This is a genomic window from Paraprevotella xylaniphila YIT 11841, from assembly GCF_000205165.1.
GTDB classification, from domain to species: domain Bacteria; phylum Bacteroidota; class Bacteroidia; order Bacteroidales; family Bacteroidaceae; genus Paraprevotella; species Paraprevotella xylaniphila.
In genome coordinates this window covers 118,491-139,451 of sequence record NZ_GL883886.1, presented here as the reverse complement: position 1 = coordinate 139,451, position 20,961 = coordinate 118,491, and the positions used below count along the sequence as shown (strand labels likewise).

The following is a 20,961-nucleotide window of genomic DNA, read 5'->3' as shown; positions in this document are numbered from 1 at the left end:
TCATTTTACTTTAGGCGAGACACAGACGCGAATCCAATCCCGCAAATGACACAATCTGTTTCCATAACCACCCTGCGAATCGCTCACGAGCAGCCACGTACGCCGTCCGTCGGCCAGACGGCTTCCTTCGCACAGACCTTCGTAATTGGCCAATTTCGGCCTGACCAAGCGCATGCGGGTGGAAAAAGCCGCAACCGGTTCCTTTTTCAAAGCGTAACCGGATAACCGTTCCGACGGGGGCTTTTCCGGAAGTGCCGTTCCTGAACCGGGTACGACCTCATAAATCTTCATCAGGGTACGGGCTTTCAACCGCCTCTCCGGTACATTGAATTCCCGCTCCATCACCCATAAGCGTCCGCCTTCCTGCGGCCAGATCGCGACCACCCCGAAAGCATATTGTTCTCCTTTGGCCTCCGACACGGGCATGTCCAACGGATAAGCATACGATGCACGCGGCAGCCCGTCACGCCCGAAACTCTGCAAACGAAGGTAAACGCCATGCCCCGCACCGGGTTCAGCCACCCTGCCATCGACCTTCAAGGCATTCTCGGTCACGGCCCAGAAAGTTTCGGACTCACGGTCGTAACCCAAAGCTTCGAAACCATAATTCGGCGTAATGGCCGACCGCCCCAATGCCGGAGGGACAGCCAATTCCCGATGTGCCGGTGCGCCGTCCGTCCGATAGGCCACAATACGTTGGTCGGCTTCTCCGCTTACCCACACCAAAGAATCTTCCGGCACGAAAGCCACACCCTCCGCATCCCTTCCACCTTTCAAAGCGGAATCCGTTCCACGGAATCCTTCATTCACCACCTCGGTCACTTGTCCCGTCCGTTCATCCTGTACGATACGGAACACAAAGAACCCGTCCCGTGTCTCCTTGTCGCTCACCACGGCATAGTGCCCGTCTCCTATCGGCGTAATCCCGCTGTAATTCCCCGGCCGAATGTTCCACTGTCCCAAATCTTTCGGTTTCAAGAGTTCCACTTGCTGAGCCACCGCATATCCTGCGGAGAGCCACAGCATCACCATACCGAATATGACATTCAATACATATTTCATTCGCTTACCTCCAATACCGTTCCTGCCCCGTATGCACTGAACTCGGGTGCATACACCCCGTTCAGCTTCACCGCACCGAGGGCATAACGTCCGGCACGCTCCACGTAGCATTCCGCCTCTATCACGTAAGTCCCCTTGGGCAAACGCTCGAAGAAATAGTTCGTCGAAGCGTCCTTCACCTCCTTATAATATCCCAAACCATTGCGGTATTCATAGCCCGAACGGGAGTCCACAGGTTCCAGACAAGCCGCGCGGCCCGCTTTCAGGCGGACGTACTCATAGTCGCGGTCGGACGTGAGCACGTAACGGAGCGTCACGCGGTCGCCCACCCGGGGACGGTCATTGTCCACTTCCTGGCGGATGCGAAGACCCGAAGCGGAACTGCCGACCTCGGACAACGGCAAACGGTATTGCGCATACACCGCACCCCAAGCGGACGGACGGTCTCCCGCCTTTTCCACTTTCAACAAACCGGCACCTTTCGACAGTTCACGGCCTTCCACCGTAGCCGTCACCGTACCCAAACCGGCCAACTTGCTTTCCGAAGATTTCAATACGGCCAGCTCTTCACCCTTCGGGCTTTCCAACCGGACCACATCATTCGAGCGCAAGACCAAATCCCGTTTTTGCCCTTGCATCAAGGCATACACGGCGTCCATGCTGCTCGTAGTAGTCCCCCAGGCCTGCAAACGCTTCTGCGATAACAACCAGCGGCACATTCCCTCTTGTTCCTTTTCATCCGCGTCTCCCGGCGCTGATAATGCTTCCATCAACAATGTATGCACCGCAATCTTCCGGTCGGAACCCACAAAGCCGTTGGAAGGGTATTCAAGGTGCAACCCTTCTGCCCCGTCCACCAAATGTTCACGCAAAGAACGTACCAGTCCGGCGGCGGCATCAGCCTTGCCCATATAGCGCAATACGATGACGGCCTGGGCGGTTTCGGTAAGAGAAAGCCTGTCACTATCCCCCGCCATCCGTCGTTTTCCGTCAGCCTCTCTTTGTTCCACACAATCCAGTATACGGCTTTGCATATATCCCAAATCTTTACGGACAGATGCATCAAACCAAGTCACGTCGCTCAGGCTTGCCAAATAGAGGTAATCCAACCAATAGGAACCTCCGTACGCATGGATTTTATGCTCGCGCAGGCTTTCCTTGTCCCTGATAATTTCTTCGTGTGCCTTGCCCATCAAATAAACCATCATCTTCTTCACGTCCACATACTGCGCCAAGAGGCTGTCTGTCTTTACGCCCGCCCCGCTCCGGAGCAACAGACAAGCCACACGCTCTGTCAGCCATGCGTTGCCGGACATCCCCTTGAACCAACCGAACGAACCATCACCGCGCTGCAACTTGCCCAAAGCCTCGGCAAACCGGCGACGCAGGTCAGCCTGACGGTTGGCATCAAACAACTGTTGCAAAGCCGGCAACCGCTGCGTCTCCATCTCGGCATCAGCCACCCAAGGTGTTTCTTCCAACACGATGCCGGTCAGGTCTTCCCCGCCAGACAAAGGACTTTTGAGCTCTTCACCCGCCTCGCGTTGCCAAAGTTCCACCGCCGTTTTCACTTGTGGATACCGTGCGGCCAATGTAGAGGAAAGCGTGGAAGCATAATAGGCCGCACCCAATGAGAGCACATCATCCGTCCGTGGCTCCAACACGGAAGGCAGGGCCTGCACGGCATACCACAAGGGATTGGCCGTATATTCCACCGTCAGACAGCGGTGCTCCGCCTCAGGATGGTTGCCTTGGAACAAACCGCCGAGCCGTATCACCGTATCCCCCTCGTGCGACACCACGAAAGGCAGGGTCTGCGTCAGCCATTCCTTGTCCTCCAAAATAGGAAGATAACGCTGTTCCCCGTCTGCATGCTCCCCGGCTTCGAAGATTATGCGACAAGCCGGCAAGGACACACTGCCTGAAGGCGTGTAGGCAAAAGACACCACCGTATCCGATTCCGCCTCCATCTCCACCTTCACCGTCTCTTTCCAAAGGCCCTCTCCCGTAGCCGGGTCGAACACTTCCATCGTGGCCTTGCCTTCCAACGTTTTCCCGGTCAAGTTGAACAACGTGGCCGAAAGCGTGGCACGATCGCCCATCCGCACGAAGCGCGGCAAGCTGAGTTGGGCCATCACCTCTTTGGCGGCTACCACCTCGTCCGTCAACAAGCCCGCCATCATGTCTTTCGTATGGGCCAAAGCCATGAATTTCCACGTCGTCAGGCTTTCGGGCAAAGTGAAGCGCAAGGTCACCACGCCGCTCGTGTCTGTCATCAAACGGGGATAGAAAAAGGCTGTTTCATTCAGGTTCTCACGAATTACCACGTCTTGCGACACTCCGTCTGCCGCAACACCGTCCGCTGTTTTTTTCATGGCTGACATCGCCACGGGTGCGTGCAGCACAGGAGGTTCCGCAAGTGCAACTTCTGCCTCGGCTGCCTGCGCCCCGTACGCCATATCCAACCCGGCAATCCTACCGCTACCCGGAGACATGCCCACCACTACAGTATTATCCGTAATATTGAGCACTTCTTCAACCGTACGGAGACCGCCCCACGCCAACATCGCCGGATTAAAATAGTCGAACCGCAAAGGTTTAGAAACCGTGTAAGGGACACGTGCAGCATACGCAATATAATTGCTGCCGAACCAATTCGTCATACCCATCCTGACAGAAGGCAACGAGGGAAAGAAATGTTGGTAAAAATTCCAGCCATGCGGCTTGATGGCATCCAAGGAGGTATCATACAGTGTAGCCATCAGCTGTGCCGGAGCAGGCCGCCCATCGGGCAATGTGACCCGGAGCCGCCATGTTTCTTCCGTACCCGGCTGCAGACGGTCGCGGAACGATGTCCACGCAAGACGCAACTTCCGTTCAGGACACGGACGGACAAGCCGCACTTCCCTTGTCGAACAACGTCCGTCCCGCACCAAATAAAACACAGCCTGCATCCCGTCTGCCCCATCTGGCACGGACGGATAAGTGAAGTCCATGATGGTATCGGACACAGAATAAACCTTTTCCTCCAAAATACGGTCTTCACAGAACAACATGTAATATAGCGTGACACTGTCGGCCGCCGTACCCACCATCAGACGGGCAGGTTTATCCGGACGGACGGTGTCGTTCACGCAATAGAACCAAAGGTTATCATCGTTGCCCGGACGACGGTCCGACAGGCTGAAAAGTTTGAACGTGTAGGAGGTTTCCACCGTGTCACCTTCTGCCACGGCCCGTACCACCCATCCGTAATCCGCAGAAGGAAGAGCTGACAACTCCGCAATCCGCACCTCGCGGTTGGCAGGCAGACAGATACCCGACAACACTTTCTTCGTCAGTCGGTGTTTCTCCGACAAGAAGAGGTCGGCGGTCACTTCCACTGGTCCCGTATAAAGGGCACCCGCAGCCGTACGCACCCTTGCCGTAAAAGCAGGCAGGCTGTCTTTCACGCACGGTAATGCCCCCTCCAACGCAAGTTCCAATCCCTCCTTGGTCAAAGGGAATCCAATTTTGGCCGACTGCGTCTCGCCAGATGCAGACGTGACCGACACTTCCACCATCTGGCGCAGCCCCCAACTACCCCATGACTCTTCAGTCTCACGCACCGGAACACGCAACATGAACTGCCCGTCTTCACCGGTATAAACCGTATCGAGCGGAAGCTCCTTTTCCCCGTCGACCACCCGATAGAGGGCACGAACGACGAAAGATGTGGCCGACACCCGTGCATGCCGCAAGGGAACCCCATTGTAGTTCATGGCCATACCCATCAGGCTTACCGTGTCGCCCGGGACGAAGTGTTCGCCCACCTCGTCCAAATGCACCTCAAAGGTGGGACGCTTGTATTCCTCTACCCTGAAATCCGTATGTCCCCATTCTGTACGTATGAAATAACGCCCGGAAAGTCCGGTCGTTGGCAAAGTGAAAGTGCCCGAAAACGTACCGAAAGCATCGCTCTCCACTTTTTGTTCCGCCACGGCCTTCCCATTCGGGTCGTGCAATTCCAACACCACCTTACGCCCTTGCACGGTATGGCTTTCAGCCTGTCGCTCATTGTAACACAGTCCACCCACATACACCGTCTGTCCGGGGCGGTACACCGCCCTGTCTGTGTACAAACGCTCCCGCACCTGTTCCCGTTCTTCTTTGTGGAAAGGCATCCGGAAACGCTCCTGCCAAGGTTGGGCATAACGGTCATCCCCTTTACGAGCCTTTATCGTCAGGCCGTAATGCCCTATATGGTTCCGGATATAAGCGGCATCGCGCCAACGGGCTTTTCCCTCGGCATCCGTCAAAGCGGTATGCAACAGCGTGTCACGATAGTACCATTCCACCGTGGCCGATGGCACGGGCCGCCCCGTACATCCCTCCACTACCGTGCAAAGGCTAGTGCTGTCCGGCAAGAAACCGCCCACCAATAACAAACGTGATGACTTCACCCCGTGGATTTGGGAGGGTTGCAATGTTTCTTGTCCATCCGCTTTTGCGACTATCATATAGTAGCCCACACCGGGAACACGCAAATCGAAAGTATCTGTCACGGCCTCGTATGGAGCATACGCCTTCCATGCCAGGCGTTCTGTCTTCCGCAATCGTCCATACCGTTTCAAGTAAGCCAAGCGGTCGCTCCTATACTTCTTTTCCACCTTATCCCAATCAGGTTCTCCCTCTGGCAACAGGTACCAACTTAACTCCACTCCGGACACATTGCGGTGTTCCACTCGTGCTTCGTAACCCATGTCGGGGTTCACGCTTTCAGACATCCGGAAACGCATTTCCGGTGCTTCCAGTCTTTTCCGGTGATTCAGTAGTTCCTTCGAACGTGGATAAGCCTTATATCTTTCATAGCCTTCTTCTATCCATTGCACTTTCAGGCGCGGACTGACCTCCAAATCGAGCATGCACAGATAAATTTCTGCCGCCAACGGCAAATCACCGAAATGGGCGAGCATCCGCTCGTACGCCTTATACGTTCCGGTTTGCAGCACTTCCCGTTCGCGCCTTGCCACACCGTCAGGGTCATGCTCCGCCACACCTCCATTCGACACACGTGCCACATGTCCGATAGAGTCTAACATCACCAACAATTCCGCCTCACGGTTTCCATTCTTACGATAGACAGCGAGCATTTGTCCATACACGTCCTTGTCCACATCTTCTATCGCAACGGTCCTGTACCGTTTCATAGCCACTGCCCGCCTCCCGATGACATTCAGCAAATCCCCGCCGAAGTAACCGGCATCCTTCCCTTTCTCCACAAAAGGCATGTAGTCGGCGGCTTTGGCCGCTGCCAACAAGTCCGGACGAGCCATGGACAGTTGGTAATTCTCCGATGCAACCTTCATAAACTGCTCCCGCGACCACTCGCGGATGCTGTCGGGATGGGCATCCGTACGGTCGCTGTAATTCCGGTTACGGCCTGCATTGTCTTCATACAAATCTCCCAACACGGAAGCCAGCACCGCCCGTTGAACCTCGTCGGTGGTCTGCCGTTTGAGCCGCTCCAGTTTCATGATGTCGGAATAAAAGCTATCGGGCACGATGTCCTGACGGAGCTTGCAACCGTAGAGCAAAGCTGCCATCTGCTGACCTTTTTGCCTCTCTTTGTCTGCCTTGGCGGCTATCTGTTCCACAACCTTATAAGCAGATTTCGGCAAATCTTGTCTTTCATATTTTTCCACTTGTTTCCATAAATCATCGAAACCCGCAGCCGGGCACCCCGTTCCGAAACAAAGGAACATCACGCATATACTCCATAAGATTTTTTGCTTCATAGTTATTTCTTTTGGTTTTTAGTTCTGATTCATGCAAATAACGGCATTCTTCTTGAAAAATGAAACTATTCAACGTTATAATATTCTAAAAACCATACATCACAGACCAACTGGTTCTCCAATTCACCCATACCCAAAGCCCAAAAACCTGAAAATCCACGACAAAACGAGAAGTGAGGAAGTGGTAAAATCGTTCTGCGCCAAACGAAAAATCAGTCTCCTTTGATTGATTTTTCGTTTGGCGCAGATTGATTATCGAATCTAAGGAGAACTTTTTAATGCATTCAACCAACTAAAAAACAGCTGTTTACAGATACACGTAAGAATAACAAGAAATCCGGACAAAGCGATGCAGACATCCGCTCCGCAACATGCCCCCGTAATCTCCAAAGCCCATCATGGCCGCATGGAAAAAGGGAACATGCCCGCACGACACATCCCCTTTCCCTATGCAAAATTCCGCTTATTTACGCCTTCTCCGGTATCCGGCGGAGCAACTCCTTCAGGAAATCCCAGAACTTGGCCACCGACGGGATGTGGCAACGCTCATCCGGCGTATGCGGCGAACGGAGCGTAGGACCGAAACTTACCAAGTCCATATCGGGATATACTTCCCCGATAAGACTGCACTCCAAACCGGCATGCACGACCTGTACCAACGCCTCTTCGCCAAACATCTCCTTATAGATTTCCACCATCTGCGCCGTAATCTGCGAATCGAAGTTAGGCTGCCATGCCCCGTAACGACCGCTGAATTCCACCTTCATGCCCGCCATGTTGAAGCAGCTTTCCAACATGGTCCCGACATAGTCCATCATGCTCTCGCTCGAACTGCGTGCCAAAATCAGCACTTCCGCACGTTCCGGTGTCACGTTGACAATCGCCAGGTTGGACGAAGTCTCCACGATGTGCGGGATGGACGGGATGTAACGGAGCACACCGTCGTGACAGGCCACAATGGCATCCAGCACATTGTCCTGAATCTCTTCCGGCACCTGAACCGCAGGCATATCCACGCGCTCCATCGTCATCACGATGTGCTCTTCCACGCCACGGTATTCTTCGGCAAACATGTCCGCACAATAATCCACCAGTCCTTGCAACTCATCCACATCATCCGCCGGTACCGTCACTACAGCTTCGCTCTCACGAGGTATGGCGTTACGCATGTTGCCGCCTTTCCACGAAGCCAACCGTGCTTCGTTCTCGCGGATGGCCATGTTCAGGAACCTCGCCATCAGTTTGTTGGCATTGGCACGGTTCTCGCAAATCTCCAAGCCGGAATGTCCGCCGCGCAACCCTTTGACCGTCACCTTGACCGCCACGTCTGCCGGGTCTGCCTCCACGGCTTTATAAGCAATCGATGCCGTCACGTTCACTCCTCCGGCACTTCCTACCACAAATTCGCCCATCGTCTCATTGTCGAAGTTCAGCAGGATGTCGCCCGTCAACGTGTCGGACGCAAGATGGTTGACCCCGTACATGCAAGTTTCCTCGTCGGCTGTAATCAATGCCTCCAACGGGCCGTGCTCCAGGCTCTCGTCTTCCATCACGGCCATGATGGCCGCCACGCCCATTCCGTCGTCCGAGCCCAAGGTCGTCCCCTTGGCTTTCACCCACTCGCCGTCGATATAGGTTTCAATGGGGTCGGTCTCAAAATTATGCCGGCTCTCTGCCGTTTTCTGCGGCACCATGTCCATGTGGGCCTGCATGACGGCTTTCTTACGGTTCTCCATGCCCGGTGTGGCAGGTTTGCGCATGACGATGTTTTCGCCACCGTCTTTGAAAGCCTCGATACCATGGGCTGCCGCCCAATCCAACAGGAATTGCTGTACTTTTTCCAAATGTCCTGACGGACGCGGAACCTGTGTCAATGCATGGAAATTCTTCCATACCACCTGCGGTTCCAAGTTCTTAATCTCGTTCATAACAACCTATTATTATGGTTTGACAATCTGATTTAATTTCTTCCACCCCCTGCTTCCTCCTGGCCTATCCGACGGGTAAAAGCCAATGCCCCGGCAGCATAGAAGCCCAACAACATGACAAGCAAGGTCTGCAACGTATGCACGATGAGCACGAACACGACAGCATCCGGCTCACATACGCCGTAGAGCACCAAAATGGTCTTCACCGCAAAATGCCACGGCCCGGCACCATTCGGCGTGGGTACCAAGACGGCAAACGTGCCGACCACGAAAGCAATCAAGGCGGCCATAGCCCCCAACCCCGAAGTATAGGAAAAACAATAAAAAGTCAAATAGAAATGCAGGAAATAGGCAAGCCATATCCCCAAGGAATACATTATATATATAGGTATATGGCGGACATTGCGCAAAGAAAACACTCCGTCCACAATATTGCGAAGCAAATTGCGGGTATGGTTGAACCACGCCAACCGCCTGGCCAAAACGGCAAGAAACACCAACACGACCAACAAACAAGCTGCCGTGACCCAATAACCGGCTGCAGAAAAGCGTCCGGCCAGTTCTTCAAAACTTACTCCCGTCTCGGCAAAGAACACCATGAACACCTTGACCTGCAGCAAGACTGCCAAAGCAGCCAATAACAAAATCAACAGGGAATCCACCATGCGCTCCGTCACCACCGTCCCCAAGGATTTCGTAAAAGAAGTGCCGTCGTACTTCTTCAATACACCGCAACGCAAGACCTCCCCCACCCGGGGCACCACAAGACTGGAAGCGTATGAAAGAAACACGGCATGCACGCACGAAGACAAACGCGGACGTTCTCCCAACGGAGCCAATGCCTGCCTCCAACGCACGGCACGCAACACCTGCGCCAACACACCGAAAGGCATGGAAAGCCACATCCACGTCCAATCCATCCCGTCGTTCAAAGCCTCCCACAGCCCGTTCCAGTCGAAATCACGGTACATCCACCACAAAATCAAGCCTCCCAACGCCAAGGGGAAGGCTATTTTTAACGCATGACGAATGATCTTAGAAGTTTCCAATGCCGTCTCTGTCTATTTTTGATTACCTTTGTATCCACAAAAATAAAACAAAAAAACAACAATGAAGACAGTCAAGCCCAAAAAGTTTCTCGGACAGCATTTTTTAAAAGACCTGAAAATCGCACAGGACATCGCCGATACAGTAGATGCCTGCCCCGGAATCCCGGTGCTCGAGGTAGGGCCGGGCATGGGTGTCATGACCCAGTTCCTCGTCGGCAAGGGCCGCCCCGTCAAAGTGGTCGAGATTGATTTCGAATCCGTGGCCTACCTACGTGCCAATTACCCCCAGTTGGAAGAAAACATCATAGAAGACGATTTCCTGAAAATGCACCTGGAACGGACGTTCGGCGGGCAACCGTTCGTGCTTACGGGCAACTACCCTTATAACATTTCTAGCCAGATATTCTTCAAGATGCTCGACTACAAAGACCTCATCCCTTGCTGTACGGGCATGATACAGAAAGAGGTGGCGGAACGCATTGCCGCCGGTCCGGGCAGCAAGACCTACGGTATCCTGAGCGTACTCATCCAGGCATGGTACAGCGTGGAATACTTGTTCACGGTGCATGAACACGTATTCAATCCTCCCCCCAAGGTGAAGAGCGCGGTCATCCGTATGACACGCAACTCCACGACGGACTTAGGTTGCAACGAGCGGCTCTTCAAACAGGTAGTGAAAACCACATTCAACCAACGGCGCAAAGTGCTTCGCAACTCCATCCGCCCCGTGCTGGCCGATGCCGACCACAAGGCACGGCAGGAAGGGCGGCTGCCTAAAGACCACGCCGAATTCCTCTCCGCCGAGATATTCGGCCGCCGCCCGGAACAATTATCCGTGGCCGATTTCATCAATCTGACCAATGCCATAACGCGGGAAACTTCCGAAACGGCATACTCCGGAGAAAAGATATAAAAAAACGGCCTCAAAGCCGTTTTTTTATTTGTAACTTCAAGCGGTTTATCGTATCTTTGCACCGCAATTTATCAGAGTATTTATTTAAAATGGACGATTATCACGCGGAAAATATGAACTAAGTAGGACAGAGGTTTGCAAGGAGCTGCCTCCGTTCCGTTATAATTATGGAGGATTTTTATTCATGCGAACATACTGGAATACAAACCGCGGCCTGCGCACGCTCGAAAAGTGGGAACCCAACTGTTGGGTGCAAGTTACTTGTCCGACTCAGGACGATATAGATTATCTGGAGAATACGCTCCACATCCCCGATTACTTTTTAATGGACATCGCCGATACCGACGAGCGTGCCCGCTATGAGTTCGACGACGGTTGGATACTCATCATCCTGCGTATCCCTTACGTGAAAGAAGTACGCTCGCGCACGCCTTATACGACCATACCCCTCGGTATCATCCTGAACAAAGAGGTGTGCATCACCGTGTGCAATTTCGAGACGAACATGATGATTGACTTCGTGAGCTACCAGCAAAAACGCGGATTGGGATTCACCGACTCCGTAGACATGGTGTTCCGCCTGTTCCTTTCGTCTGCCGTGTGGTACCTGAAACGGCTGAAGCAAATCAACCTGCTCATCGAGAAAGCCAAGCAACACTTGGATCGTAACGTGGACAACGTGGACCTCATCAACTTGTCGCGCCTGCAAGACAGCCTGACTTATTTCATCACTTCCATCCGAGGCAATGAGACGTTGCTCTCCAAGCTGAAGTTCAAACTTCCGGTGGACGAACTGGATGCCGACCTTATCGAGGATGTCAATATCGAGATGAGCCAGGCACGCGAGACGACATCCATCTATGCCAACATCCTCGACTCGACGATGGACACTTACGCCAACATCATCAACAATAACACGAGCGGCGTGATGAAAATGCTGACGTCCATTTCCATCATCCTCATGTTTCCCACGCTCATCGCCAGTTTACTCGGCATGAACCTGGTCAACGGCATGGAGAATTGGGCATGGGGATTCCCGGTGGCTTTGATGCTTACCGTGGGCATTACAGTGGCATTCGTATGGTATTTCAAGCGAAAAACATGGATTTAAAGCCGGGCAAAGTAAAAAAACAGGAGATTTTTTAGGTTTCCACCGTTTTTTATACTTAATTTGTGCCGATTAAATGAATAGTAAAACCGAATCAGATACTAAAACAAGTAACATGATGGACTCTCAAGAAACTCTCCAGACGGAAGAGAACGTAACAGAAAACGTAACACCAGAAGTGAACGAAACGGAAAATCAAACGATAGAAGTGCCGCAAACACAGGAAGAAGTCGTTGCACGAGTGAAGGAACTGGCCGAAGCCGACGCTCCGGCCGAGAAACAGGAATTGGATGCCCTGAAGCAGGCCTTCTACAAAATACATAAGGCAAACGTGGCAGCAGCCCGTGCGCAATTCATCGAAAACGGAGGCGAGCCAGAAGCTTTCCTTCCGGCACCGAATGTGCTCGAGGACGAATTCAAGGCGGCCATGAACGTCATCAAGCAAAAAAGAGCTGAATTGCAGGCCGAACTGGACCGGCAGAAAGAAGAGAACCTGCAGAAAAAGCAGGAAATCTTGGAACGCATCAAGACCCTGAGCGCCACACCGGAGGAAGCCAACCAAGCCTACAAGGAGTTTAAGGAACTCCAGAACCAATGGAAGGAACTGACACTCGTCCCGGCAGAAAAAGCCAACGAGCTGTGGAAAACCTACCAGTTGTACGTAGAGCAATATTACGACCAGCTGAAACTCAACAACGAATTCCGTGAATACGATTTCAAGAAGAACTTGGAAATCAAAACACGCCTTTGCGAAGCTGCGGAAAAGCTGAACGAAGAAGCCGATGTCATATCAGCTTTCCAACAGTTGCAAGCCTTGCATCAGGAATTCAAGGAAACGGGACCCGTGGCGAAAGAATTGCGCGAAGAAATCTGGGCACGCTTCAAAGCCGCTTCCACCGCCGTGAACAAACGCCACCAACAATATTTCGAGGAGCTGAAGCAGAAAGAAGAAGAAAACCTGGCACACAAGACCGCACTCTGCGAGAAAATAGAAGCCATCGACCTGACCGCCATCAAGACGGCGGCTGCATGGGAGTCACAGACGCAGCAAATCATCGAGATGCAAAAGGAATGGCGTACCATTGGTTTCGCCCCTCAAAAGATGAACGTGAAGATTTTCGAGCGTTTCCGTGGCGCATGCGACCGTTTCTTCACGGAAAAGGCTTCATTCTTCAAACGCCTGAAAGAGGAACAGGCTCAAAACTTGGCCAAGAAAACGGAACTCTGCGAAAAGGCCGAGGCACTGAAAGACAGCACGGACTGGAAAGCCACGGCCAACAAGCTCATGCAGATACAGAAGGAATGGAAGACCATCGGTGCCGTTCCTAAAAGGCATTCCGAATCTCTTTGGCAACGTTTCATCGGTGCCTGCGACTATTTTTTCGAACAGAAGGGCAAGAACACGGCATCCCAACGCGGGGAGGAAAAAGAGAACTTGCAAAAGAAGGAACAGGTCATCGATAAGCTGAAAGCCTTGTTGGAGTCCAACGAGGAAGAAAACAAACAGGATGCCGTAAGAGAGCTGATGAAGGAATGGAACGAAATCGGTTTCGTGCCTTTCAAGGAGAAAGACAAAATCTATAAGGCTTACCACGAAACGGTAGACCAACTGTTCAAGGCCCTGAACATGTCAGCCGCACGCCGCCGTCTGGACAACTTCAAGAACAACTTGAAGAACGATGCCAAAGAAGGCGGACAAGGCTTGTCCCGCGAACGGGAACGCCTGGTACGGGCTTACGAGAGCAAACGCAGCGAAATCAAGACGTACGAGAACAACCTGGGCTTCCTGACTTGCAGTTCGAAGAAGGGCAGCAGCCTCCTCAACGAAATGAACAAGAAGATGGAGAAGTTGAAAGACGAATTGAACCTGATTAGCGAAAAGATTGCCGCCATCGACAAGGAAATCAAAGCAGCCCAGGCTGAATAAAAGGACAAACCATTTAAAAACAATTTGCCGCATCCGGAATTTTACTTCGGACGCGGCTTTTTTTATGCAAGTTTTTGAATTCATGCTCCGCCACAGCCTAATGTTGCGGAGCGCAGGACGGACGCGCGGCGCAGAGACTTGCCTCACCGCCCTGAACAGCTTCAAGCGTTTCCGGAATCATGCCGATTTGGGTTACGACGAGGTTACCTCCGACCTCGTGCAACGTTATGAAAGCCATCTGAAGGAACAAGGTCTCTGCCGCAACACGTCATCATTCTACGTCCGGCAGTTCCGCACCTGTTACAATCTGGCTGTGGAACAAGGGCTGACCACCGACCGGCATCCGTTCCGGCACGTCTACACCGGAGTGGACAAGACCGTGAAACGGGCACTCCGGCAAGAGGACATATCACGAATCTACCGCATGGATTTGTCCGGCTTGCCGCAGGCAGCTTTCGCCCGCGACATCTTCATGTTCAGTTTCTTCACCCGTGAGATGCCGTTCGTGGACATGGCCTACCTGAAAAAGTCGGACGTAGCGGATTTGAAGAAAATCGGGCAACAGCTCGGCCTGTCCATACCGCTGACCACGCATTGCGCAAGACATTCAAATTCTCATTTCTTATTGAAAAACAAATAGTTAAATCGTTTATTATTCCTGTTTTACATATTGTATAGATATATCCGGCACTTGTTTGTTACATAAATACAAGCATGATCCAATTGGAAGTGATAATCAGCTTTTATTCTATACTTGAAATAGTAACATCATCAAATTCATCCATATAATCGATAAGTCGTTCATTGTGATTACCGCGTTTAACCTTCATCTCAATGTTGGCCTCGAAGATTTCACCTTGTGAGGTACGACGGTCACGCAGTTCATAAGAATAAAGTTCAATGCAGTCATCCTTTATCTGGTTGACCACACGTTTCACGCTCTCTTTCTTAGTAGCTGTAAAGGTAAGTTGCACCGTAGTAGTTCCGACAGTCGGAATAAAGGAATTCATAACTTCCAGTCCGAAAAGCACCATGGCTGTAGCTATGCCGGCTGCTATATACATGCCAGTTCCACAGGCCAACCCGATAGCTGCCGTTACCCATAATCCGGTGGCTGTAGTCAGACCGCGCACTGCATTCTTTTGAAAAATAATTGTTCCCGCTCCAAGGAAACCAATACCGGAAACCACTTGTGCCGCTACTCTCGATGAGTCTTTTAAACCAAAGCCAAAACCATATTGTGATACAATACAAAAAAGAGCACTACCCAATGCCACCAAGAAATGCGTACGGAATCCGGCTTCTTTTGAACGATATTCACGCTCTATTCCTATGACTCCGCCTAAAAGAAGAGCTACAAATAATCTAAGTGTTATTTCTAAAATCATATCCATCGTTTATATATTTTCGTTTCCTTGTCTTTGGGTATCCAACTGTCCACCAAAGCTCTGTTTTGTTTTATCCATTCCCTTACAGCCTCGCGTTCCGTTCCCCTTGTCTGCTCAATGGCACTCATCAGTGAACTGATTTGCCGGTCCGTAAGATGAATATTCCCCAACAGTTCTGCGGCGAATGGATGTTCCTTGCTGAATCCGGTACGGGCAATCGCCCGGATATATTCCGAGGCTCCATAGATATTTTTCGGGTCGTCCAATACTTTAAGTTCGTAACGGTCGAACATCCAATGGGGGGGCCATCCGGTTACTACAATCCATTCTTTCTTTTTAATCGCCTTGTCAAGAAGCGCAGTCATGGCCGGACCGCTTGAAATCATCAGTTTGTAATCCAGTCCGTAAGTTGGTATGGCCGTTTCCGTACATTTCATGATACCCGTGCCTGCATCAATGCCTACTATTTCCCCATTGAAACGTTCTGTGAACTCCGGCAGCTCCTCTATGCTGTTAATGGGGACATAAGCCGGTACCACAAGACCGATACGGGCACTGTCGAACACCTGCCCCAATATTTCAAATTTTCCCTGATATTTTTCAAAATAGGGTTTATGCGTAACGGGAAGCCAACTGTCAAGAAACACATCCGTCTTTCCACGTGCAAGCGAGGTGAATATCGGGGCGATATCCGCATTGAGCAGTTCTACTTGAAAACCTTGTTCCACAAGAATTTCACGGGCTAAATGGGTCACTGCGATACCTTCCGCCCAGTTAGGATAAGCGATGCTTATTTTATTGGGGTTGATGACACACGATGTCATCAAGGTACTGCTGATAATGGTTGTGATAAATCTGAATATTCTCATAAATTCATTGTGCTAAATATGATGATTATTTCTTTTGGGCGATACCTTGGGTAATACGGTCTAAAATAATAGCCAGTATCACAACGGCAATGCCGCCTTCAAAGCCGAGTCCGATTTTCATTTGTGTGATGCCTTTCAGTACCACTTCTCCCAAGCCTCCGGCTGAAATCATGGCAGACACCACTACCATGGAAAGTGCCATCATGATGGTCTGGTTGATGCCGGTTTGTATGGTGGGTAAAGCCAAGGGCAACTGTACCTTGAAAAGTAATTGGCGGGGAGTGGCTCCGAACGATCGGGCAGCTTCTATTACGTTTTTAGGTACTTGCCGTATGCCCAATCCCGTAAGCCGCACCACCGGAGGCATGGCAAAGATGATGGTGGCGAAAGCACCGGGAACCGTACCCAATCCGAAAAACAATACCGCAGGAATCAGATAGACGAAAGCGGGCATGGTCTGCATACAGTCCAGAACGGGACGGAGCATCCGGTTACAGCGTTCACTTTTTCCCGCCCAAATGCCGAGTGGGATTCCTATCAGCAAAGCCATGCAAGTGGAGGAAAGCACTAAGGCGAGCGTTTGCATGGTTTCCTCCCAAAATCCCATACCCCATATCAACAACAGTCCCAGAAGAGTAAAAACCCCCATGCCTTTACCTACTTTCCACCAAGCCAGTGAAACGGTCAGTGGAATAAAAACATAAAACGGGATAGCGTACAATGCCAGTTGGAAACTATCAATAAAACTTTCTACGCCTACATTCAACGCATCAAAAAAAAACGCGCCTTCCTCGGCCAGCCATTCGATGGCTGCTTCTATATAACATCCTATATCTATCATTGTATATATCGTTTTTTGTATTATAAATCAATTGCTTGTTGGATAATGTCGTTTATCTCTTCCTTATCCTTGCCGGTCACTTCCACAATGAGCGATGAAAGTGGAACCACTCCTTCAAATTCGCGTTCTTCATTCACCACCCAGATCGGCGAATTGGTCTTGGTCATCAGCGGAAGGATGTCTTCCACCACCGTGTCTGCGGTAATGGAATGAACCTCGCTTTTTATGACCGAAGCGATGTCTTTCACCTTCGCTTCACGCAATTTCACAAGATCTCCCAACCGAACCTCGCCTTGCAAAATACCGCCCGCATCCACTACGGGAAGTACGGTAAGTTTACGCTCCTTCATTTTGCGTATGAGCACTTCCGGTCCTTCCTTACCCAAACGTGCCACCAGAGGCTTGTCCACCATAATCGAAGCGGCTGTGACGATACGGCTGCGATCCACATTCTCCACAAAACTCTGTACATAGCCATTGGCGGGTTCCGTGAGGATTTCCTCCGAGGTGCCAATCTGTTGAATCTCACCGTCGCGCATGATAGCGATACGGTCACCCAACTTGATGGCTTCTTCCAAGTCGTGGGTAATGAACACGATGGTCTTTTTCATTTTTGATTGTAAGGCCAGCAGCTCGTCCTGCATCTGCACCCGGATCAACGGGTCCAGGGCCGAGAAAGCCTCGTCCATCAACAACACCTCAGGGTCATTCGCCAAAGCACGTGCCAATCCGACACGTTGTTGCATACCGCCTGAAAGCTCGTTTATCATCTGATTTTCATAGCCGTCAAGCCCTACAAGTTTCATGCATTCCAGTGCTTTTTGTTCGCGCCCTTCCTTACCTATGCCTTGCAGCTCAAGTCCAAAAGCAATATTCTGCAACACGGTACGGTGAGGCAACAGGCCGAAATGCTGAAATACCATAGCCAGTTCCTTGCGTCGGACGGCACGCAGTTCCTCATCGGACATGGTGACGATGTTCTTGCCATCGACCGCAATTGCCCCAAAGGTGGGTTTATTAAGCCGGTTGATACAACGTAACAAACTGGATTTTCCGCTTCCACTTAACCCCATAATGACGAATATCTCACCTTCGTTGATGGTAAAGTTGGCTCCATTTACAGCGACAGTGCATCCTGTTTCTTTTTTGATTTCCTGTTTACTCTTTCCTTTCATCAGCATTTTGAACGCTTTGTTCCGTTCACGACCGAAAATAAGGTAGAGTTTCATCACTTCTATTTTCTTTTTTTCATTCATAAACAAACCTTTCTTTCATTCGTTAATCTTTTCTTCGGCTTAAACACAAAACAAGTTGAATGTCTATTTGATAAGCAAATAGACACACTGGAATTCGATTGTCATTCCATACGGAATAACAATCATTTCTTTTTTATTGTTTCAGAAAACAACTACAATAGGGGCGATACTAATAAGTCTGAATCATGTGAGATAAACGGACCTGTTTTCAACTAAGAATTGTCCCGATGATTCTGCCCTCTAAAGGCTTTTGTTGCACGATGTATTTGCAAAGATACTAAAAACATACGGTTAAACAAACGTTATTGGCTAGCATCCGGGACTTTTACAGCCCCATACGTAGTATGGATAAATTCTTAATATTTTTCAACAAATGGCAAAAGATGGCAAATAACCCGTATTTGTCGTTTTTTCCTTGCTTGTCAAACTTTTAAAGGCTAATTTTGCATTTTTGTTAATTCGCTCTGTTTGTTTCATCATCTGAAAGAGCACAAAAAACTATTTCACAAATGAATATCCGACTGGAACCCAAAGAGATTACAGATGCTTATAGTACGCCCATTGTTCAGCAAACTTCCTTTTGGTCGAAAGTAAAAGAACAGCTTGGCATGAGTTCCTGCGCTTTCGATTACAGCGTGCGCAACAGTGACCTTTACACCCACGTGGGAGGTTATGCGTACACTCAAGCCGATTTCATTATGTTCTTTCAACATCTCAACCGTGAGGATTATATCGCTTATCTGCCCTATGGCCCCGAGATAGAACCATCAGAAGAAAATCAAGGTACTTTTCTGGAAGAACTTTCCGAATCACTTCGCTCTTTCCTGCCCAAGCATTGCATAGCCCTGCGTTATGACCTCAATTGGAAAAGCCATTGGTGCAAAGCTGATGATTTTGACGAAGCAGGCCGATGGGTAGGACTTCCCCAAAAAGAGTTTCAAGAAATAAAACTCAACTATGGCACTTGCTGCCATAACCTGCGTAAAGCCAACACCAACATTCTGCCGGCCAATACCATTGTACTTGATTTATCCACCGATGAAGAGAAAATACTTGCACGGATGAAACCCAAGACACGTTATAACATCCGCTTGGCACTGAAACACGGAGTAGAGGTGCGTTCGGCAGGAATCGAAGGATTACAGATTTGGCATAGCCTCTATCAAGAAACTGCTTTCCGTAACGGGCTTCACCTGAACGATATTCAGTATTTCCATTCCATATTTGCTTCAAAGATGGAATGTGACGACCCCAAAGTGAATGTAAAGTTACTCATAGCCTATCATGACAACACTCCGTTGGCTGCGATGTTCTTGGTGTTCTCATCCCATCGGGCTACTTACCTCTATGGAGCCTCTTCGTCATCTCACCGCAACCTAATGCCCACTTATGCCTTGCAATGGAGAGCAATACAGTTGGCGCGTGAGCACAACTGCTTGGAGTATGATATGTTCGGTATCGCTCCGTATGCCGATGCCTCACATCCCATGTACGGGCTTTATAAGTTCAAACATGGTTTTGGTGGAGAAATCTATCATCAATTGGGATGTTGGGACTATCCTCTAGAAGAGGATAAGTATCAATATTTTACGGCAAAGGAAATGAGCATGCAGGGATATTACCAACCTTAAAAGTATTCATTATAATCGGTAAAGAAGTCACGGTTTATGTTTTACAGTTCATCCTCATTTAATTATTCGTTAATATGTTGTTCTTTGTATGGTATAAGATCAGCGATGGATACCAGAATTTTAGCATTGCTGAAATATCACCCTTATAAAAAGATGGAAAAATACGGTTTGCGATAGATTGAAAAACGAATAAAGTTCATTTTCTTTTTCAGCAGCAGAAAGGTAACTTTCTCCATTGATGACTGTATTCTTCCCCACCCGTACATAAGGATTTAATGTCATACAAGGCACCAACGGGAAAACACGGAAAGTGTGAATTCCATAACAAAGAAAAGGATTCACCCTACTCCACATATTAGATGCCGAGGCCGACTAAGCGTCTTCTTACAGATTGGCCGGCAGGGGAAGCCCCGTCTTAAACTAATATTTACTCCGTATGCCACATGAGAATAAAGGCCAAAAGGATAAAGATTGAAATCGGGCAGAAAGCCTGGTGCCCATTGATTACAATCCTCAAAGCCATCACCGAAGCCTTCTGATTTCAAAGCCTGCCGCCTCCACGCGTCAGGCTTCTTTTTCCCAAACAGCTTCCTTCAGGCATATTCCGTCAGCCCGAAACATGAAACGGCGTTTCTACCTAACAAGTGTTAAAAGAACATAGCCACACCATAAAATCCTATCCCCCCCCACACCTTGACGTGCCCCCTGTATCCCCCTCTCCCAAGAGTTTTCAGAAAAATGGCTTCATCTTTCAGCCCGAACGATAACACACTGTGTTCCAACACGTACAATAACTGAAGGATAGAACATCCATCTTTCAGCCTTCCTTCAGGATGAAAACAGGAAACCGGTCGGCTGAAAGCGGAAAATCATTTGGCGCAGAACGAAAAATCGCTTGGCTGAGATTGAAAAATCGTTTGGCGCAGAAAAAAAGCCCTTTTAAGGAAGAGCCTTTCCCGTCTTCCGTAAGGTATGCAGACACCTTCGGCTGAAAGATGGCCGGTACATCCTTCAGGGCACAACAAACTTGTTTTTAAGAGACTTACGATAAGACCTGAAAGATGAAGGAGCTTTTTTGAAAAATCCCTGTGAGGGAAAAGAATACCATTTTCACATCGCCCCGGAACCAACCACCGCGCACAAAAAAGGCTTTCCCCGAAATGAGGAAAGCCTCGTGTTGGACTACCAGGATTCGAACCTGGAAAAACAGGA

14 protein-coding genes are annotated in these 20,961 nt (G+C 50.1%); 5 read left to right on the top strand and 9 right to left on the bottom strand.

The features are described from left to right. The 4 genes from HMPREF9442_RS13935 to HMPREF9442_RS13920 all read right to left on the bottom strand — a co-directional run bounded on the left by HMPREF9442_RS13935 (window position 1) and on the right by HMPREF9442_RS13920 (window position 9,816). Window positions 1–1,062: an esterase-like activity of phytase family protein gene (locus tag HMPREF9442_RS13935; protein ID WP_008629828.1), complete on the bottom strand. Its 1,062-nt coding sequence runs from the start codon at window positions 1,060–1,062 to the stop codon at window positions 1–3. After that, complete coding sequence (locus tag HMPREF9442_RS13930) at window positions 1,059–6,839, bottom strand: alpha-2-macroglobulin family protein (protein WP_008629826.1); 5,781 nt, start codon at window positions 6,837–6,839, stop codon at window positions 1,059–1,061. The genes HMPREF9442_RS13935 and HMPREF9442_RS13930 overlap by 4 nt, the downstream gene beginning before the upstream one ends. Before the next feature lie 467 nt (window positions 6,840–7,306). Further along, window positions 7,307–8,767 carry an aminoacyl-histidine dipeptidase gene (locus HMPREF9442_RS13925; protein ID WP_008629819.1) on the bottom strand — a complete coding sequence of 487 codons (1,461 nt, stop codon included), beginning with the start codon at window positions 8,765–8,767 and terminating at the stop codon, window positions 7,307–7,309. A gap of 32 nt (window positions 8,768–8,799) precedes the next feature. Beyond that, window positions 8,800–9,816 carry a lysylphosphatidylglycerol synthase transmembrane domain-containing protein gene (locus tag HMPREF9442_RS13920; RefSeq protein WP_008629817.1) on the bottom strand — a complete coding sequence of 339 codons (1,017 nt, stop codon included), beginning with the start codon at window positions 9,814–9,816 and terminating at the stop codon, window positions 8,800–8,802. A gap of 61 nt (window positions 9,817–9,877) precedes the next feature. On the opposite strand from HMPREF9442_RS13920, the gene rsmA reads away from it, so the two are divergent. From rsmA to HMPREF9442_RS13900, 4 genes are all read left to right on the top strand, one after another. Next, window positions 9,878–10,729 carry a 16S rRNA (adenine(1518)-N(6)/adenine(1519)-N(6))-dimethyltransferase RsmA gene (gene rsmA, locus HMPREF9442_RS13915; protein WP_008629815.1) on the top strand — a complete coding sequence of 284 codons (852 nt, stop codon included), beginning with the start codon at window positions 9,878–9,880 and terminating at the stop codon, window positions 10,727–10,729. A gap of 184 nt (window positions 10,730–10,913) precedes the next feature. Beyond that, window positions 10,914–11,840, top strand: a complete 927-nt coding sequence (locus tag HMPREF9442_RS13910) for a magnesium transporter CorA family protein (RefSeq protein WP_008629813.1) — start codon at window positions 10,914–10,916, stop codon at window positions 11,838–11,840. 112 nt (window positions 11,841–11,952) lie between these two features. Continuing rightward, window positions 11,953–13,764: a DUF349 domain-containing protein gene (locus HMPREF9442_RS13905; protein ID WP_253271121.1), complete on the top strand. Its 1,812-nt coding sequence runs from the start codon at window positions 11,953–11,955 to the stop codon at window positions 13,762–13,764. 64 nt (window positions 13,765–13,828) lie between these two features. Further along, entirely contained in the window at window positions 13,829–14,404 is a 576-nt protein-coding gene (locus HMPREF9442_RS13900; protein ID WP_008629809.1) for a site-specific integrase, read from the top strand. Between the two features lie 103 nt (window positions 14,405–14,507). Here the strand turns inward: HMPREF9442_RS13900 and HMPREF9442_RS13895 are convergent, their stop codons facing one another. From HMPREF9442_RS13895 to HMPREF9442_RS13880, 4 genes are read right to left on the bottom strand one after another with little or no spacing between them, the layout of a single operon-like run. After that, window positions 14,508–15,158 (bottom strand): MgtC/SapB family protein, encoded by a 651-nt coding sequence (locus tag HMPREF9442_RS13895; protein WP_008629808.1) that lies wholly within the window; start codon window positions 15,156–15,158, stop codon window positions 14,508–14,510. After that, the gene (locus HMPREF9442_RS13890) at window positions 15,149–16,021 is read right to left on the bottom strand and encodes a glycine betaine ABC transporter substrate-binding protein (RefSeq protein WP_008629806.1); all 873 of its coding nucleotides are present in this window, start codon (window positions 16,019–16,021) and stop codon (window positions 15,149–15,151) included. Before HMPREF9442_RS13890 ends, HMPREF9442_RS13895 begins: the two co-directional genes overlap by 10 nt. 25 nt (window positions 16,022–16,046) lie before the next feature. Further along, the gene (locus HMPREF9442_RS13885) at window positions 16,047–16,862 is read right to left on the bottom strand and encodes an ABC transporter permease (protein WP_008629803.1); all 816 of its coding nucleotides are present in this window, start codon (window positions 16,860–16,862) and stop codon (window positions 16,047–16,049) included. 20 nt (window positions 16,863–16,882) lie between these two features. Continuing rightward, the gene (locus HMPREF9442_RS13880; protein WP_008629800.1) at window positions 16,883–18,118 is read right to left on the bottom strand and encodes a quaternary amine ABC transporter ATP-binding protein; all 1,236 of its coding nucleotides are present in this window, start codon (window positions 18,116–18,118) and stop codon (window positions 16,883–16,885) included. Between the two features lie 509 nt (window positions 18,119–18,627). Between HMPREF9442_RS13880 and HMPREF9442_RS13875 the strand changes: the two genes are divergently transcribed. Next, a complete protein-coding gene (locus HMPREF9442_RS13875) occupies window positions 18,628–19,749 on the top strand; it encodes a lipid II:glycine glycyltransferase FemX (protein ID WP_008629797.1) in 1,122 nt (373 codons plus the stop codon). Between the two features lie 869 nt (window positions 19,750–20,618). On the opposite strand, the gene HMPREF9442_RS16555 is transcribed toward HMPREF9442_RS13875, so the two are convergent. Further along, on the bottom strand, window positions 20,619–20,961 hold a 343-nt coding region (locus HMPREF9442_RS16555), incomplete at its 5' end, for a hypothetical protein (RefSeq protein WP_216593094.1).